Genomic DNA, 15,532 nt, shown 5'->3' with positions numbered 1-15,532 from the left:
CATATTGTGCCAAAGTCTAGAAATCTTGTCGAAGTTTAACGGAGTGTCGCTGACGCGGGTAGTGGCGGTGGTGCAATACCGCGCTCAGTGGGTATTGCTGAAGTGTTGCGTGATTGGTAATACACCAGTGCCTTATTGTCATTTTGGTTATCGACGGCGGCTTCTGTTGGTGTAGATGCATTTGGGGCCAGGATCAGGGCGGAGATGGGGATGAGCTGGATGCCCAGGCTTTCGAGTGTGGGCAATTCGCGCTCGAGAAGGTTGAGCGTGCTTTGGTGGGGATGGCCGATGGCGACGGCGTGTCCCTGCTGGCGTGCAAGTTTGATCAGGCGCTGAAATTCATGCTTGATCGCGGCGGGGCTGGGATCGTCGTCGAGAAAGACATCGCGCCCCAGTGCCGGCACCTGATTTTCTTGTGCCAGTCGCAAGGCAACCGTACGGGCGGTGGTGCGGCTGTCGATAAAAAAGAGATTGCCACGGCGTTTTAATTCACTCATCAGCCATTGCATGTGGCCGGGGTGGCGGGTGAGTAAACTGCCCATGTGGTTATTGATGCCGATGGCATGTGGCACGGAGGCGAGGTCGGCACTGATGGTGCGCAGGACTTCGTTTTCGGTCATGTCGAGCGTGATGGCGCCTGGGCCGAGGGGATGATGTTCAATCGATTCCATCGGCAAATGCAGCAGCACATCTTTGCCCAGGCGATGGGCGCGCTCGGCCAGGTCGCGGCTATAGGGGCTATAGGGCAGAAAGGCGAGACTGACCGCGCCGGGAAGACGTACAACGCGCCAATCACGTTCGAACTGGTCGCCGAGGTCGTCGATGATAATGCTGATGCGCGGCGGTACCGGCTCTGGTTGCAGTGATTGGGCGTGGACGGGCGTGAGCGCCACAGCGGCGAGGCCGGTCAGGATGATCCTGAAAAACTGGCCTCGCCTGTGGCGCGCTGTGGTCATTGGTTTAGTGTTGCTGCTGCAAGATATAAAGTCCCTTGAGCAGGTTCAGCGCCTCGTAGAGTTGATAGTCGCGGTCGGCAAGACTGATCTTGGCCGGCTTGTCGCCGTCCTTCTTGCTGCCCTTGGCATCCTTGTCTTTGCCGTTCTTGGATTCCTTCGGCGGTGCCGCTTCCTCCTCCTGTTTGTCGTTGCGCAGGTGGCGTGACAGGTCGGCCTCCTTGATCGGGTCAAAGCCGCTGGACTCGACGGCGGTGACCTTCACGTTTTCCAGTGCGATGTCAGGATTGATGCCTTCAGCCTGGATTGAGCGGCCGGATGGCGTGAAATAGCGGGCCGTGGTCAGTTTCAGGGCGGCGCCGTTTTGCATCGGCAGGATGGTTTGCACCGAGCCTTTGCCGAAGGTCTTACTGCCCATGATGATGGCGCGTTTGTGATCCTGTAGCGCTCCGGCAACGATTTCCGACGCCGACGCCGAGCCACCGTTGACCAGAACGATGATCGGCGCGCCCTTCAAAATATCGTTTGGAGTGGCTTTGAACTGCATCTGCGAATCGTTAACGCGGCCTTCGGTGTAGACAATTAAGCCATCTTCAAGGAAGGCATCGGAGACCGCGACTGCTGCGTTAAGAACACCGCCCGGATTATTACGCAGGTCCAGGATCATACCCTTGAGGCCGCCTTCATTGTCTTTCTTCAGTTTGCTCAGCGCTTGCACCATGTCTTCGCCGGTGTTGGCCTGGAACTGGGTGATGCGCAAATAACCAAAACCCTTATCCAGGGACTCGGTCTTGACGCTGTTGACCTTGATAATGGCGCGGGTGACCGTGATCTTGAGCGGTTTTTCCAGGCCTTCGCGCATGATCTGGAGCACGATGTCGGTGCCGGGTTTGCCGCGCATCAATTTCACGGCCTCGTTGAGGCTCAAACCTTTGACCGGTGTTTCGTCGATGCGAATGATCAGGTCGCCGGCTTTGACGCCTGCACGTTGCGCCGGGGTGTCGTCGATCGGGGAAATCACCTTGACGAAGCCATCTTCCATCCCGACTTCAATGCCCAGGCCGCCGAACTCACCGGTGGTGCCCACTTGCAGTTCGCGATAGGCCTCGGCATCGAGGTACGAAGAGTGTGGATCAAGGCCAGTGAGCATGCCGCGAATGGCATTTTCCAGCAGCGTGGAGTCTTCGGTCGGTTCGACGTAGTCGGATTTGATTTTGCCAAAGACCTCGGTAAAGGTGCGCATCTCGTCGAGAGGCAGCGGCGCCCCGCCTTTGGCGGCGTCACGCTGTGCGAGCACACCGTGGCCGATGGTCAGGGATACCCCCATCACCAGTCCAATACTGAGGATGAGCAGGGAACGCATGGGCAATTTCATTCGTGGCTCCAAAAATTATAAGGAAATGCGCTGGATTCTAGTCGAATTGCAGAATACTAAGCTATAGCGGCAACTTACAAGCAAAAAATAAGGGCCTTAATGGCACCAAAGTGCCGGATCCGCTGGTTTGCCATCCTTGCGGATTTCGAAATACAGGCCGGGGATTTCCTGGCCACCGCTGTTGCCGACAGTGGCGATACTCTCTCCGGCGTTCACTTCGTCACCGGCTTCCTTGAGCAGGGCTTGGTTATGCCCATAGAGGCTCATGTAACCCTCACCATGATCAACAATAAGCAGCAGGCCATAGCCACGGATCCACTCGGCAAAGGCGACCCGTCCGGGGGCGATAGCCTGCACCTCCTGGCCGCTCTTGCCGTCAAGCACTACGCCTTGCCAGGTGAGAGACGTTTGGTTGCGCGGGCTGCCAAAACGGTGGCGTAGCGGGGCTTCGATCGGCCACAGCAGTTTGCCCTTGAGTTCGGCCAGGGATTTGCTCTTGGGGATGTACGGCTGAGTACGGCGCTTGGCTTGCAGGCGCTTGATCAATTCACTCAACTCCTGTGCATCTTCGACCAGTTGTTCGAGCTTTTGTTCCTGACGATCCGCGCGGCGTTGGGATTGGGTTAATAATTTGCTGCGTTGTTGCTGGGCGGCAGTGAGTTCCTGGTGCCGTTGTTTTTGTGCGGACTGAATGGCCTCCAGCTTTTCAGTCTGGTGTTGTAGCTCTTGTTCCAGCTGGCTGAGTTGAGTGCGGTTGTATTGGGCCTTGGTGATAATGTGAGCCTGGGCCTGCTGTACATAATGATGATAGTGCAGCAGGCGATCGATGGCGGTAGGGTCTTCCTGATTGAGCAATAGCTTGATCGGCGATTGAGCGCTGTTGCCATAATTGGCGCGGATTTGGACCGCCAGTTGCTGGCGCTGGGATTGCAGCGTTTGGTCGAGATGGGCGATCTCGTTTTCAAGGTCATGTTTGGTTTGTTGCTGCTGACGGAGATCGTTGTCCAGGCGGCGCAGTTCTTGATGCAGGCGGCTGGCCTCTTTTTCGGTTTTGGCCAATTCGCGCTGCAATGTGTTCTGGCGGATTTGCTCGAGTGAGAGCTCTTTCTTGATGGTTTTGATGTTTTGCCGCAGTTGTTCCAGTTCCTCGGTTTTTTGTTCAAGGTTTTCGGCGAGGCTGACTGATGAGGTGGCCAGTATCAGGCTGGCGACAAAAAAACGAAGAAATGAGCTTGCGACGGCGATAGGCATCCGTCGATTATCGCAAATATTATTGCAAAATCATTAACGGATGGCCGCTCATTTCGCTGGGCGCGGCCAATCCCATCAAATAAAGCATGGTCGGCGCGACATCGGCAAGCGAGCCACGGCCGTTGCAGGGTGTTGCAGCGCGGCCAACGTAAATAAACGGTACCGGATTGTGCGTGTGCGCGGTGTGGGCTTGGCCGGTTTCGGTGTCGCGCATGCGTTCGGCGTTGCCATGATCGGCGGTGATCAACGCCTCGCCGCCCACCTTCTGCAGGGCGGCGATGACACGCCCCAGGCACAGGTCGATGGTCTCAATGGCCTTCACGGCGGCATCGAAGTTGCCGGTATGGCCCACCATGTCGGGATTGGCGTAGTTGCAGATGATGGCATCGTACTTGCCGCTCTCGATGGCGGCGACCAGCTTGTCGGTCAGCTCGACAGCGCTCATCTCGGGCTGCAGGTCATAGGTCGCAACGTTGGGCGAGGGGACGAGGATGCGATCTTCGCCCGGAAATACCTTTTCTTCACCGCCATTGAAGAAGAACGTCACATGCGCGTACTTTTCAGTTTCGGCAATGCGTAATTGGCGCAGGCCGCAACGGGCGATGTATTCGCCAAAGCTGTTGCCGAGCCGCTCCGGTGGAAATGCCGTGGGTACCGGCAGGTCACTTTGATATTCGGTCAGGCTGACGAAGGCGCCGAGTTTCGGGCGTGTGCCGCGATCAAAACCCGGGAAATCGTCTTCGGCGAAGGCGCGGGCAATCTGGCGCGCGCGGTCGGAGCGGTAATTCATGAAAATCACCACGTCGCCATCGTTGATGGTGACCGGCGCCTTGCCCGCCGGGATAATGGCCGTGGCCTTTACAAACTCATCGGTTTCGCCACGGCTGTAGGCGGCTTCGAGGGCGCTCAGTACGTTAGGGGTAGTGAACTCGCCCTTGCCGTTTGTGATCAGCTCGTAGGCGGCCTGAATACGTGGCCAGCGGTGGTCGCGGTCCATGGCGTAATAACGGCCAATCACCGACGCGATGCGGCCGGCGCCGCATTCGGTAAATACCTGTTCCATGGCCTTGAGTGAGGATGCGGCGCTCTTGGGCGCGGTATCGCGGCCATCGAGGAAGGCATGAAGATACACTTCGCGCGCGCCGCGTTGAGTCGCGAGGCGGGCCATGGCCTGGATATGTTCTTCATGGCTATGGACGCCGCCCGGAGAGAGTAGTCCCAGGATGTGCAGTGCCTTGCCGTTGGCGATGGCCTGATCAACGGCATTGGTCAGTGTGTGATTGGTGAAAAACGAGCCAGTCTTGATGGCGCGGCTGATGCGAGTGAATTCCTGGTATACCACCCGGCCGGCCCCCAGATTCAGGTGTCCGACCTCGGAATTCCCCATCTGGTCAGAGGGTAGGCCGACTTCGGCGCCAGAACACGTGAGCAGCGAACGCGGATAGCTCGCCCACAGCTTGTCCCAAACCGGGGTTTTGGCGTGGGCGATCGCGTTGGAGCTTGGGTCTTCGCTATAACCCCAGCCATCAAGGACAATCAGGGTCAAGGGTTTCGGTGCATTAGGCATCGTTTGTTTGCGTTACGAGCTGGCGGGTTGGATGCCAGTCCCTTGGTTGTATGTTCAGATCAACATGATCCCTGTAACAAACTACAGGTAACAAAATGGGGGCAAATTATATACTATCTCCTGTCAAAACAAAAACATACTATTCATGGTAAATAAGAACTGTTAAGCTTTAAAGCGTGCCAGAAGGACTTGGTGCTGAAGCGTGTCTTAATGGATTTAAGACTATAGGGGAATCTATGAAAGCGGAAGGAGTAGTGCATGTCATGCCTAAAAGAATGGATGATGGAGATGGGCAAGGAGGATTGATATACCGGGACGAGGACATTGATCGCGCTGCGCGCTCATTGAAGGCGATGTCGCATCCGCTACGGCTCAAGATTCTCTGTACGGTGGGGGATCAAGAAGTCAATGTGCAGGACATCGTCGAGCAAGTCGGTACTTCGCAAAGCAACATCTCCCAGCATCTGGCTATTTTACGGGATAAGGACATTTTGGCCTGCCGTAAGGATGCCAATCGTGTATATTATCGCATCAGCGATCGCCGTACTTTGCAGTTGATCAGTATGATGCGTGAGATCTTTTGTACTGAATAGCGCCGCACTTGCTTCGGCGCTGTTTGTGGTTGAAATAGCGCCAGAGTGAGTGGGTTCATGGGACGTTTTTTTGAATTTGTCGGTAATCACCCGTGGTTGGTGACAGCTTTGGTGATGACTGTTGTTGCGTTGTTGATAAATGAATCGCGGCGTCATTTGCTGGGGTTCAAGGAAGTGAGTCCCAACGAGGCTGTGCGGCTGATGAATCGCGAAGAGGCCGTGGTGCTCGATGTGCGTGAGGATGGTGAGTACAAGGAAGGCCATATTATCAATGCCCGTCATATACCCGTGGGCGTACTCGAGTCGCGTTGCAATGAGCTGGAATCGCTGAAAGAAAAGCCGCTAATCGTGTATTGCCGTACCGGGCAACGTGCCGCCAAGGCCAGCGCAATCTTGCAGCGGCAAGGATTTAAATCCGTTTATAAATTGAATGGCGGGATCATGGCCTGGACTGGCGCCAATATGCCGGTGAGCAAGGGTTAATCAGAGGTTCCTTGATAACATCCAAAAAACGTTAGGTGAGAATCATGTCAGAAGCAAATCAAGTCCAGGGCCGGTTTGGCATTCAAAAGGTTTACGTTAAAGACCTTTCCTTCGAAGCGCCCAATACCCCGGCAATCTTCGCCGAGCAAAAATGGGAGCCGGAGGTTAATGTGCAGCTCAACACCCGTGTTGAAAATGTCGGTCCGGCCGTGCATGAAGTGGTGCTGACCGTGACGGTGACCGCCAAAATGGGTGACAAGACTGCGTATCTTGCCGAGGTGCAACAAGCGGGTATTTTTCAGGCCGACGGTTTTGAGCAATCGCAAATGGGTCACTTGCTTGGCAGTTTTTGTCCCGGCATTCTCTTCCCTTATGTGCGCGAAGCGGTCTCTGATCTTGTAACGCGCGGCGGCTTCCCGCAAATGTTGCTGGCGCCGGTCAATTTCGATCTCATCTATACCCAGCATCTGCAACAACAGCAACAGGCCGTAGGCGCTGCACATTAATTGCCGATGGGTGCTTCTGGCAATTCGCTGCCGCGGGTTCCGACGTTAGTATTGGGGGCCGGTTCCTGGGGAACGGCGCTGGCGGTTTTGCTGGCGCGCAACGGACAGCCGACCTCGCTCTGGGGGCGTGATGCTGCGCAACTGGCGCAACTGGCCGCAAGTGGTTGCAATCAGCGGTATCTTCCGGGAATTCAATTGCCATCTGCGCTGCGTATCAGTCATGAGCTATCGGCCGTGGCGCAAGTACGGGATTTTCTACTGGCAGTGCCGAGTCATGCCTTCCGTTCTACCTTGGAACAAATCGTCCCCTTTTTAAAACTGGACTCGCGCCTGATCTGGGCAACCAAAGGGTTTGAGCCCGAGAGTGGCAAGCTGTTGCATCAGATCGCGGTCGATGTGCTGGGTGGGCGTTATCCGGTGGCAGTGATTTCGGGGCCGACCTTCGCGGCGGAAGTGGCCAAGGGTTTGCCGACGGCAGTGACAATTGCCTCGCCTAGCGCCGAGTTCGCGGCAGAGTTGGCGTTACGTTTGCGCAGCGATAGTTTTCGCGCCTACACCTCGCAAGATATGGTGGGCGTTGAGGTCGGCGGCGCGGTCAAAAACGTACTCGCGATTGCTGCCGGGATCAGCGATGGCCTGGGTTTCGGTGCCAATGCCCGTGCCGCGTTAATTACGCGTGGATTGAGTGAAGTGATGCGGCTGGGCGTGGCGCTCGGTGGCCAGCGCGAGACCTTAATGGGGTTGGCTGGTTTGGGTGATCTGGTGCTGACTTGCACCGATGATCAGTCGCGCAATCGACGTTTTGGTTTGGCGCTGGGGCGTGGCGAAGATCTGGCAGCGGCGCGGCGCAGTATCGCGCAAGTCATCGAAGGCGCCTCGGCAGCGCAGGAGGCACGGCGTTTGGCGCAGACGCTGGGGATTGACATGCCGATCACCGAACAGGTGTATCAAGTGCTTTATCATGGCCGTTCGCCACGCGAGGCAGTGGGGCTATTATTGCAGCGAGATCTGAAATCCGAACAAAAATAGGGTGCACTTGATTTGCCTTCACTTTTAAACAGTTGCTGTAACCCTTACACTCCTCAATCATGAAAGCAATGATTCTAGCCGCAGGCCGTGGCGAGCGTATGCGGCCGTTGACCGATCACACGCCCAAGCCATTGTTGGAAGTGGGTGGTCGGCGTTTGATCGAGTATCACATCCTGAGGCTCGCTGCGATCGGGGTGCGTGAGTTGGTGATCAATCTTGCGCACCTGGGTGCGCAGATCGAACAGACGCTGGGCAATGGCGCGCGTTATGGTGTGAAAATTCAATATTCCGCTGAAACAGAGGCGCTGGAAACGGGGGGTGGTATTTTCAAGGCCTTGCCGTTGCTGGGCGATGCACCGTTCATCATCGTGAATGGTGATGTCTGGACCGATTTTCCTTTTGAGCATTTGTTACAGGCGCCGCGTTCATTGGCGCATCTGGTGCTGGTCGATAATCCACTGCAGCATCCCAAGGGCGATTTTGTGTTGCAGCAACAACGCGTGATGGCCGACGGTGAAGCCAAGCTCACCTATAGCGGTATCGCAGTCTTTGATCCAAAATTGTTTGCCGGTTGCCAGGCTGGACGTTTTCCATTAGCCCCTTTGTTGCGGGCGGCGATGGCTCGCGGCGATGTCAGTGGCGAACATTATCGCGGCGAGTGGTGGGATGTGGGGACGCCGGAGCGGTTGCAAGCATTGGATCGAAAATTGCGCGGCAAGGAAAGTTAATCATCAAGGCACGATGATCGCCTTGGAAATTTATCGATGAAACGTTGATGATATAGGAGCGGGGTTGCGCCGACATTTTTTGCGTTCATTCGTGTTTATTTGCGGATGGAATCCTAATTCAGAGCGCCTACTTTGCCCGGATTGCAGTGACTATCTGTTCCGCCACTCCGCCATTTCTGTCAGTGAGCCTGATCTTCACCGGTAGATATTGGTGATCTTTTGCCAGCCAGGCTTCCGCGCCATCTTCATTGGGTTGGCGAACCTTGCTCAGGTGTAATGTTTGTAATTTCCCCAGTCCAGTCTCCAGCGTTTCTTCGCCGATGACCTGATAGGCGTAAGTATCGACCTTTCTGCCATTGGTCATTGAAAATTGCACCGTCCCGGTGAATGGGGCTTGCAGCACGAATTGATAAATAAAAGAAAGCTGATCCTGAGTCTGTGGCGGTAGCGCGACAGTGGTCATTTCCGACGCCCGGCCATAGGTGAGGGTCTGATGTTGGCGGTCAAACAGGGAGCTAAATATATTGTCTGCCATTGGGCCGCGCTGATCGGAAAAGACGTCGGGCTCCAGGCCGCTGCCCGTGACCTTGCCCTGGCTGGTTTGCACCAGTTGTCCCGATCTGATCATGGCAAAAATGCCCGTGGCTTCGATGACGTTGCGAATGAGATAAGTATCATTCGTGATTTGCCAGGTGTGTGTGGCTCTGCCGACTTTCAACCCGTTTGTGCCTTTGTACAAGGCGAATTCAATTTCAACATTGACCGATGATGGGTGTGGTATCGGTTTTGTTTCTTGCGCGGGTGTTGGTGTCGTCCCGGCGCTGGGGGCTGGCTTGGGCTCTTCCTTGGCCACTGCGGGGATGCCAGAGGCTTCGCCGGCAGCGATCGATGTCGCGCTAGGAGAAGACGGCGGAGGTTCAGCAACAGGCGAGATATTCTCCGCGCCAGCTGTGTTCATGGCGGGTTGATGAGTGGCTACTGGTGGAGGCGGCGCCCCCTTTTTTTGCTTCGCTGGGTTCACTGGTTTTGCGGAGGTCGACGGCATGACGGGTTGCAGTTTGGGCAGTGCCACCAGGCTTGCCTTGATGATTTTGGGCTCATCAAAAGACAGGGCGGTGAAATGGAGCTGGGGGGCGATCAAAAAGAAATGCGCCGCCAGCGACAAAACGAACGCCCAGGGCGAGAGCTTGGTTGGGTGGAGATCGGTCATGCTCATACGTTAATCGATATGATCTTTGGTTTGGTATCGAGATGGCCGCAACATTACTTGAGCCTGTCGGTAGAAACAAAAAAAAGCGCGCCAGAGGCGCGCTGAGGTTGGCAGTGAGTTTATAGTTGTCGGCAGCAATTGTCAGCGTTGCTGAGTGAGCATCGAATAAATCCGGTCCTTCAGAAGTACTCGACGTTTCTTTAATCCCTCCACGTAATTGTCTGCAGCTGGTAGGCTCGCTCGTTCCAGGCCATAAATGCGCTTGTCGGTTTGGTCATACTCCGACATCAGGCGCGCAAATTGCGGGTCATTGGTTTTCATTTGGCTGATCGTTGAGGTGTGATCAGGAAATTCTGTAACTAAAGGGTGACGTACTCCGTACATAAGTGTCCTCCAGCTTGTGATTGAGGATAGCGACGTTCGTAACGTTTAAGGCCCGGATAAGGCCGGCCTGCTGCCACTACCGAGGCCGGGTTTTCTTAGGGGCGAGTTTCAGGTTGTCATGATTGGCTGACCCAAGTCAAGCCTGTAGCAGGTGGGGTGTAAGGATATATCCTGTTGATTTTAATTGGGAATTATTTTTAGACCAGGTCAATGATTGGGGATGAAGTGGTTGTAATTCCAGTCATTTTTCCGCTGCTCATTGCTGGTCGGCGATGAGTTTTCGCGCCGGTCCTCCTGGATCTTGAGCTGGTTTTCGCGGGCAAAATTGAGAATAAACTCATAACCAGAGGGGTCTTGCTGGCCCAGGCTTTTGGCGACGATCAGGCAGACATCATCTCCGATCATGCAGGGATATATCTTACTGGAATAGCGTAGTTTCTGGTCGCGGCCAAATTCGGCCCACAATGAGGACAGGCGCTCGGCCCAGTCGCTGGGGCGGAACTTGCTGTTGTTGTCCTGAACGCCGGTGATAATCAGATTCGTGCTGTCACTGCTGAACTGCATAATGTTTTTTTCCCTGGATGGTTGTGCTGTGAAATCAAGTTGCACATACATCGGATGGTGAAATGATTTCTGAAGGGCGGGGGGAAAGAAATTTTTTCACCACAGAGGTACAGACGAGCGCATGGATGCGAAGGGCAACGCATGGCCGCTTCGGGCATCCATGCCCTCTCGCGGCATTTGTACATCCATGTACTTCAGAGCGGTTACCGAGGACACAGAGATTTTAGAATTTAATGGCAGTCACAGCCTTGATGCGCGCCTGGCGGATGGCTTCGGCGATGGCGGGGCCGATGAGTCCTTGCGTGGTGATGGCGGTGGTGTCTACTGCCTGTGCGGCGGCGAGTGCACGTCGCAACAAATCGGCTTGGGGATACGGCGTGTCTTCGCGGCCGCCACGACCACGACTGTCGGCCTCGCAGGCGCGCAGGAATTGTTCAAACCGTTCCGGGCGGCGGAAGGCGTCGGTCTTTTGTAATAAATCGACGGTGGTATCGGCGCGCAATTCAGCGGCGCGGTGACTATGCAGATGATATTGGCCGACGATCAAGGCCAGGTCGCGATAATCGTTAGGCACGCGCAGCCGTTGGCAGAGCTGGCGAATCAAGGGCAAGCCGCGCGTTTCGTGGGCGATGTGTTGCGGTAATTCTGTCTTGGGCGTGGTGGCCTTGCCGAGATCGTGCAGCAAGGCGGCGCAGACAATGATCGGGTCGCGCCACAGGCGCGCCGCCTGATCGATGACCATCAAGGTGTGGATGCCGGTATCGATCTCCGGATGGTGATGCGCGGTTTGCGGTACGCCGAACAGGGCGTCAATTTCCGGCATCAGTTTTTTCAAAGCGCCGCACTCATGCAGCGTGGTGATGAAGGCCGAGGGTTGCGCCTCGCCCAGTGCGCGTTGGCATTCGGCCCACACCCGTTCTGGTACCAGGGCATCGACCTCGCCGTTGGCGACCATCGTTTGCATCAAGGTGATGGTTTCATCGGCGATGGAGAATCCTAGTGGTGCAAAGCGGGCGGCAAATCTGGCTAAGCGCAGGATGCGCACCGGGTCTTCGACAAAAGCCGGTGATACATGACGCAAAATCTTTTGCGCTAAATCGCGCTGGCCGTGGTAAGGATCGATCAGGTTGCCATTTTCATCCAGCGCCATGGCGTTGATAGTGAGATCACGGCGTAGCAGATCGTCTTCCAGCGTGACTGATGGGTCGGCATGAAAGGCAAAGCCGGTGTAGCCGGGCGCGGTCTTGCGCTCGGTACGGGCGAGGGCATATTCCTCGTGTGTTTGTGGATGAAGAAACACCGGGAAGTCCTTGCCGACGGGCTGATAGCCTTGCGTCAGCATCATCTCCGGCGTGGCGCCGACGACGACCCAGTCGCGATCCTGTACCGGCAAGCCGAGGAGTTGATCTCTGACGGCGCCGCCGACCTGATATATCTTCACGATTGTGGTGAATTACTCAGCATCACGCGCCGCCTGACGGCGCATGTAATCATAACGGCCGCGCAGATCACGGCCCGCGATGTAGAGCGGCACAATGCTGTCGACGGTGGCGGGCTGAATGCCAAACTGCGGCGGAAACGGCTGGCCGCAGACAGCAGGTGTTTGCAGGCTCAGATAATTGTCGTAAGTGAACAGCTTGCCGGGCAACCTTCCCAGTACGCGGCCTTGCAGCGCCGACAGACCATCGCCCAACGGCAGCAGACGACGCTTGCTCTTGATCAAGCGGGCGGTATAGGTCACCAGATCTTGCAGGGTAAACACTTCCGGGCCACAGAGTTCATAACGCTGGCCGAAGGTGGTTTTGTCATTCAACGATTTTACAATTGCAGTGACTACATCGCCGACGAACACCGGCGCCATCCGGCTATCGGGGCAGGCGATCGGCATCACTGGCAGCGTGCGGAGCAGCGTCGCAAAGCGATTGAAGAAATGATCGTCCTGCCCAAAGATGATTGACGGCCGGAAACTGGTGACCTGCATGTCAGTGGCGGCGTGAACCAGGTCTTCGCCCTTGCCCTTGCTGCGCAGGTAGGCGCTGCTACCTTGGGTTGTGTTGGCATTGAGCGCGCTCATGTGGATCAGGCGCGAGATGCCATTCGCATGGCAGGCGCGGAGGATTTTTTTCGGCAGCTCGACGTGTACCTGCTCGAAATCGCCGCGCCGGTGTTCATTGAGAATCGCCACCAGATTGATCACTGCGCCACAGTCTTTGAGCAGGCGGGTCAGGGTCGGTTCGTCGTGAATATTGGCATCGACCACGGTCACGCCCGGCAATACCAACAGCGATCGATGGCGCTCGCGGTGACGGGTCGGGACCAATACCGAATATCCGGCCTGGGTCAGGGCGGCGCTGAGGTGGTGGCCGACAAAACCGGTACCCCCCAGAAGGCAAATCGTTTTGCTGCGCATGCGAAAGACGAATCCTATGCTGGAATCGGAAAAGTGCCGCAAATTGTCCCTTTATCCCACAGTGGGGTCAAGTTGGCACGTTATACTGGGGTTATCTTTATGGTGCTTGGAATTTAGGTTCTCATCCCCTCATTATCATCATAAGGAGGGGAGAAAATTATGGATCTCTGACTGTAGCAGATGACGGATCCTTTTTTCCCTTTACCTGAATTTATCTGGAGGGTTTGAAATGACCTTTAAATCACGAAATCCCGCTACCGGCGAGATGCTGGGGGGTTATTCGGCCTGGGAGACGCCGGCCGTGGACGCGGCAATCACCCAAGCGACAAAGGCAGCGCCCGGCTGGGCGGCGACTCCCATCGCGCAACGGGTAGAGTGCCTGCTGCGGGCGGCAGCGGTGTTACGCCGGCGTCGCGATGAGCTGGCGCGGCTGATCACGCTGGAGATGGGCAAGCTTTTTCACGAGGCCCAAGCCGAGGTCGAAAAGTGCGCGGCGGGGTGTGACTATTACGCCGAGCATGGCCCGAGTTTTATCGCCGATGAAGTGATCGCCACTGATGCCGGCAAGAGTTTTGTTGCCTATCAACCGCTCGGCACGGTGCTCGCAATCATGCCCTGGAATTTTCCACTGTGGCAGGTATTCCGTTTCGCCGCTCCCGCATTGGTGGCGGGTAATTGCGGTCTGCTCAAGCATGCCTCCAACGTGCCGCAATGCGCGCTGGCGATTGAAGATGTGTGGCGCGAAGCGGGATTGCCCCCCGGTGTGTTTCGCACCTTGATGATCTCCTCCGCGCAAGTGGAATCGGTGATTGCCGATCCGCGCGTGCATGCCGTGACGATTACTGGCAGTGAACCCGCCGGGCGCAAAGTCGCCGCCACAGCAGGCGCGCATTTGAAAAAATCGGTGTTGGAGCTGGGCGGTTCCGATGCCTTTATCGTGCTTGACGATGCCGATCTGGAACAAGCGGTGAAAGTCGCCGTCCAATCGCGGTTTTTAAACGCTGGCCAGAGTTGCATTGCCGCCAAGCGGTTTATCGTCGTGCCCGCTATCGCCGATGAATTTGTCGCGCGTTTTAAACAAGCCGTAGAAGCGCTTAAGCCGGGTGATCCGTTCGATCCGGCAACCACGCTGGCGCCCTTGGCACGCGCCGATCTGGTCGATGAACTGCATCGCCAGGTACAAACCTCTATCAATCAAGGTGCGGTCGCCGTCACCGGCTGCGCGCCCGTGCCTCGCGCCGGTGCCTTTTATCAGGCGTCGATCCTCGATCATGTAAAGCCAGGGATGCTCGCCTACAGCGATGAACTGTTTGGTCCGGTGGCAATTGTGATTCGGGCGCAGGATGAAAGCGATGCGATTCGCATTGCCAACGACTCACCCTTCGGCCTCGGTGGCAGCGTCTGGACGCGCGACAGCGCCCGCGGTGAACGTGTTGCACGACTATTGCAATCCGGTGCCGCGTTTGTCAATGGCCTGGTGAAAAGCGATCCACGGCTGCCGTTCGGCGGCGTGAAAAATTCCGGCTACGGCCGAGAATTGTGTCATCACGGGTTGCGGGAGTTTGTGAATGTGAAGACGGTGTGGGTGAGGTGATGTTCAAAAGCGTTATTAACCGCGAAGGACGCAAAGGGCGCCAAGAAAGGCAATATGAAGAAAATAGTAGGGTGGGCATATTTTTTGTGCCTGCGCGGACAATTATCGGCAGCGAATGAATATGAAAAATTGTAAATCTTTGTGGTTGAGTGTGCCGCGTGGGCAACCCAAGAAAACGGGTTGCCCACCCTGCGGGTCTAAAGTTGGTGTTGTGGGATTGTTAAGGGCCTCAATTATTTTTGCGTCCTTGTGTCCAATATTTGTACTGGCGGAACCTCATTATTTATCGCTAACCAAACAAGATACTAAGGCGCAATTTCAAGAAATTAATATTAATAATGAAACGGCATCTTACGTAGTCGATATTGGCAAAAATACACGTATTGATACTGTTCTTGAAATTACCCCGAAAGGAAATGGAACTATTGGTATCGCTAACCTTGTGCTTCATGTATGGGATACGCATGATAATGGACTTGTTTATAAGGGTAAGTGTCTTGATGTCGATGGTGTAGATGTTAATGGGGATGGGTGGCATGACATTATTGTGTCTGGTACAGCGATTCACACCGGGGAGAAGGAGTGGGATAATAAAGAATACGAAAGTATCGTGTTTATTTATTTGTATGATGGCAAACAGGGTCAGTTTAAAGAGATTTATAAGAAAAGTTCTTTTGAGATCAATCTTGGCAAAACAAATTGAGCCCATATCTATGGGCTCCTCCCCCGTTTTGTCAGCAAGCGTAGCCCATAATTTGCAGGACCGTAGTACCGTAGATACTCTGTTCGAGGTCAAGCATTTTTTCTGTAATTTTTGCACTTTCCGGCTCATGCTGGAATCGCGTAAAAGCGGGTGTTATCGAAGGGCTTGTTGTCCTTCAACAT

General features: G+C 55.4%; 16 protein-coding genes. 7 read left to right on the top strand and 9 right to left on the bottom strand.

Annotation, left to right across the window (positions count from 1 at the left end; genetic code table 11):
- Positions 1–35 precede the first annotated feature (35 nt).
- From HY272_00395 to HY272_00380, 4 genes are all read right to left on the bottom strand, one after another.
- Complete coding sequence (locus tag HY272_00395) at positions 36–956, bottom strand: divergent polysaccharide deacetylase family protein (protein ID MBI3771153.1); 921 nt, start codon at positions 954–956, stop codon at positions 36–38.
- A gap of 4 nt (positions 957–960) precedes the next feature.
- Complete coding sequence (locus HY272_00390; GenBank protein ID MBI3771152.1) at positions 961–2,316, bottom strand: S41 family peptidase; 1,356 nt, start codon at positions 2,314–2,316, stop codon at positions 961–963.
- A gap of 108 nt (positions 2,317–2,424) precedes the next feature.
- On the bottom strand, positions 2,425–3,579 hold the full coding sequence (locus HY272_00385; protein ID MBI3771151.1) for a peptidoglycan DD-metalloendopeptidase family protein: 1,155 nt from the start codon (positions 3,577–3,579) through the stop codon (positions 2,425–2,427).
- A 19-nt stretch (positions 3,580–3,598) separates the two neighbouring features.
- Complete coding sequence (locus HY272_00380) at positions 3,599–5,146, bottom strand: 2,3-bisphosphoglycerate-independent phosphoglycerate mutase (GenBank protein ID MBI3771150.1); 1,548 nt, start codon at positions 5,144–5,146, stop codon at positions 3,599–3,601.
- Between the two features lie 263 nt (positions 5,147–5,409).
- Between HY272_00380 and HY272_00375 the strand changes: the two genes are divergently transcribed.
- The 5 genes from HY272_00375 to HY272_00355 are packed head-to-tail and all read left to right on the top strand — an operon-like array spanning position 5,410 to position 8,485.
- Entirely contained in the window at positions 5,410–5,739 is a 330-nt protein-coding gene (locus HY272_00375; protein ID MBI3771149.1) for a winged helix-turn-helix transcriptional regulator, read from the top strand.
- Between the two features lie 57 nt (positions 5,740–5,796).
- Entirely contained in the window at positions 5,797–6,222 is a 426-nt protein-coding gene (locus HY272_00370) for a rhodanese-like domain-containing protein (protein MBI3771148.1), read from the top strand.
- 44 nt (positions 6,223–6,266) lie between these two features.
- Positions 6,267–6,728 (top strand): protein-export chaperone SecB, encoded by a 462-nt coding sequence (gene secB, locus HY272_00365; protein ID MBI3771147.1) that lies wholly within the window; start codon positions 6,267–6,269, stop codon positions 6,726–6,728.
- 6 nt (positions 6,729–6,734) lie between these two features.
- Positions 6,735–7,757: an NAD(P)-dependent glycerol-3-phosphate dehydrogenase gene (locus HY272_00360; GenBank protein MBI3771146.1), complete on the top strand. Its 1,023-nt coding sequence runs from the start codon at positions 6,735–6,737 to the stop codon at positions 7,755–7,757.
- 59 nt (positions 7,758–7,816) lie between these two features.
- A complete protein-coding gene (locus HY272_00355; protein ID MBI3771145.1) occupies positions 7,817–8,485 on the top strand; it encodes a nucleotidyltransferase family protein in 669 nt (222 codons plus the stop codon).
- 127 nt (positions 8,486–8,612) lie between these two features.
- Here HY272_00355 and HY272_00350 read toward each other — a convergent pair whose 3' ends face one another.
- The 5 genes from HY272_00350 to HY272_00330 form a co-directional block, all read right to left on the bottom strand.
- Positions 8,613–9,701: a DUF3108 domain-containing protein gene (locus tag HY272_00350; protein MBI3771144.1), complete on the bottom strand. Its 1,089-nt coding sequence runs from the start codon at positions 9,699–9,701 to the stop codon at positions 8,613–8,615.
- Positions 9,702–9,836: 135 nt separating this feature from the next.
- The gene (locus HY272_00345; GenBank protein ID MBI3771143.1) at positions 9,837–10,079 is read right to left on the bottom strand and encodes a YdcH family protein; all 243 of its coding nucleotides are present in this window, start codon (positions 10,077–10,079) and stop codon (positions 9,837–9,839) included.
- A 207-nt stretch (positions 10,080–10,286) separates the two neighbouring features.
- Entirely contained in the window at positions 10,287–10,643 is a 357-nt protein-coding gene (locus HY272_00340) for a DUF3579 domain-containing protein (protein MBI3771142.1), read from the bottom strand.
- Between the two features lie 223 nt (positions 10,644–10,866).
- Positions 10,867–12,084, bottom strand: a complete 1,218-nt coding sequence (locus HY272_00335; protein MBI3771141.1) for a multifunctional CCA addition/repair protein — start codon at positions 12,082–12,084, stop codon at positions 10,867–10,869.
- A 12-nt stretch (positions 12,085–12,096) separates the two neighbouring features.
- A complete protein-coding gene (locus HY272_00330) occupies positions 12,097–13,053 on the bottom strand; it encodes a complex I NDUFA9 subunit family protein (GenBank protein MBI3771140.1) in 957 nt (318 codons plus the stop codon).
- 229 nt (positions 13,054–13,282) lie between these two features.
- Here HY272_00330 and HY272_00325 point away from each other — a divergent pair, with 229 nt between their 5' ends.
- Positions 13,283–14,647, top strand: coding sequence for an NAD-dependent succinate-semialdehyde dehydrogenase (locus tag HY272_00325; GenBank protein MBI3771139.1), 1,365 nt, complete (start codon positions 13,283–13,285; stop codon positions 14,645–14,647).
- A gap of 121 nt (positions 14,648–14,768) precedes the next feature.
- Positions 14,769–15,350, top strand: a complete 582-nt coding sequence (locus HY272_00320) for a hypothetical protein (GenBank protein MBI3771138.1) — start codon at positions 14,769–14,771, stop codon at positions 15,348–15,350.
- Positions 15,351–15,532: the final 182 nt, after the last annotated feature.

It is taken from the genome of Gammaproteobacteria bacterium, from assembly GCA_016200485.1.
Lineage (GTDB): Bacteria > Pseudomonadota > Gammaproteobacteria > Tenderiales > Tenderiaceae > JACQEP01.
The sequence above is the reverse complement of the archived record's forward strand: the minus strand, read 5'-3'. Positions and strand labels throughout refer to the sequence as shown.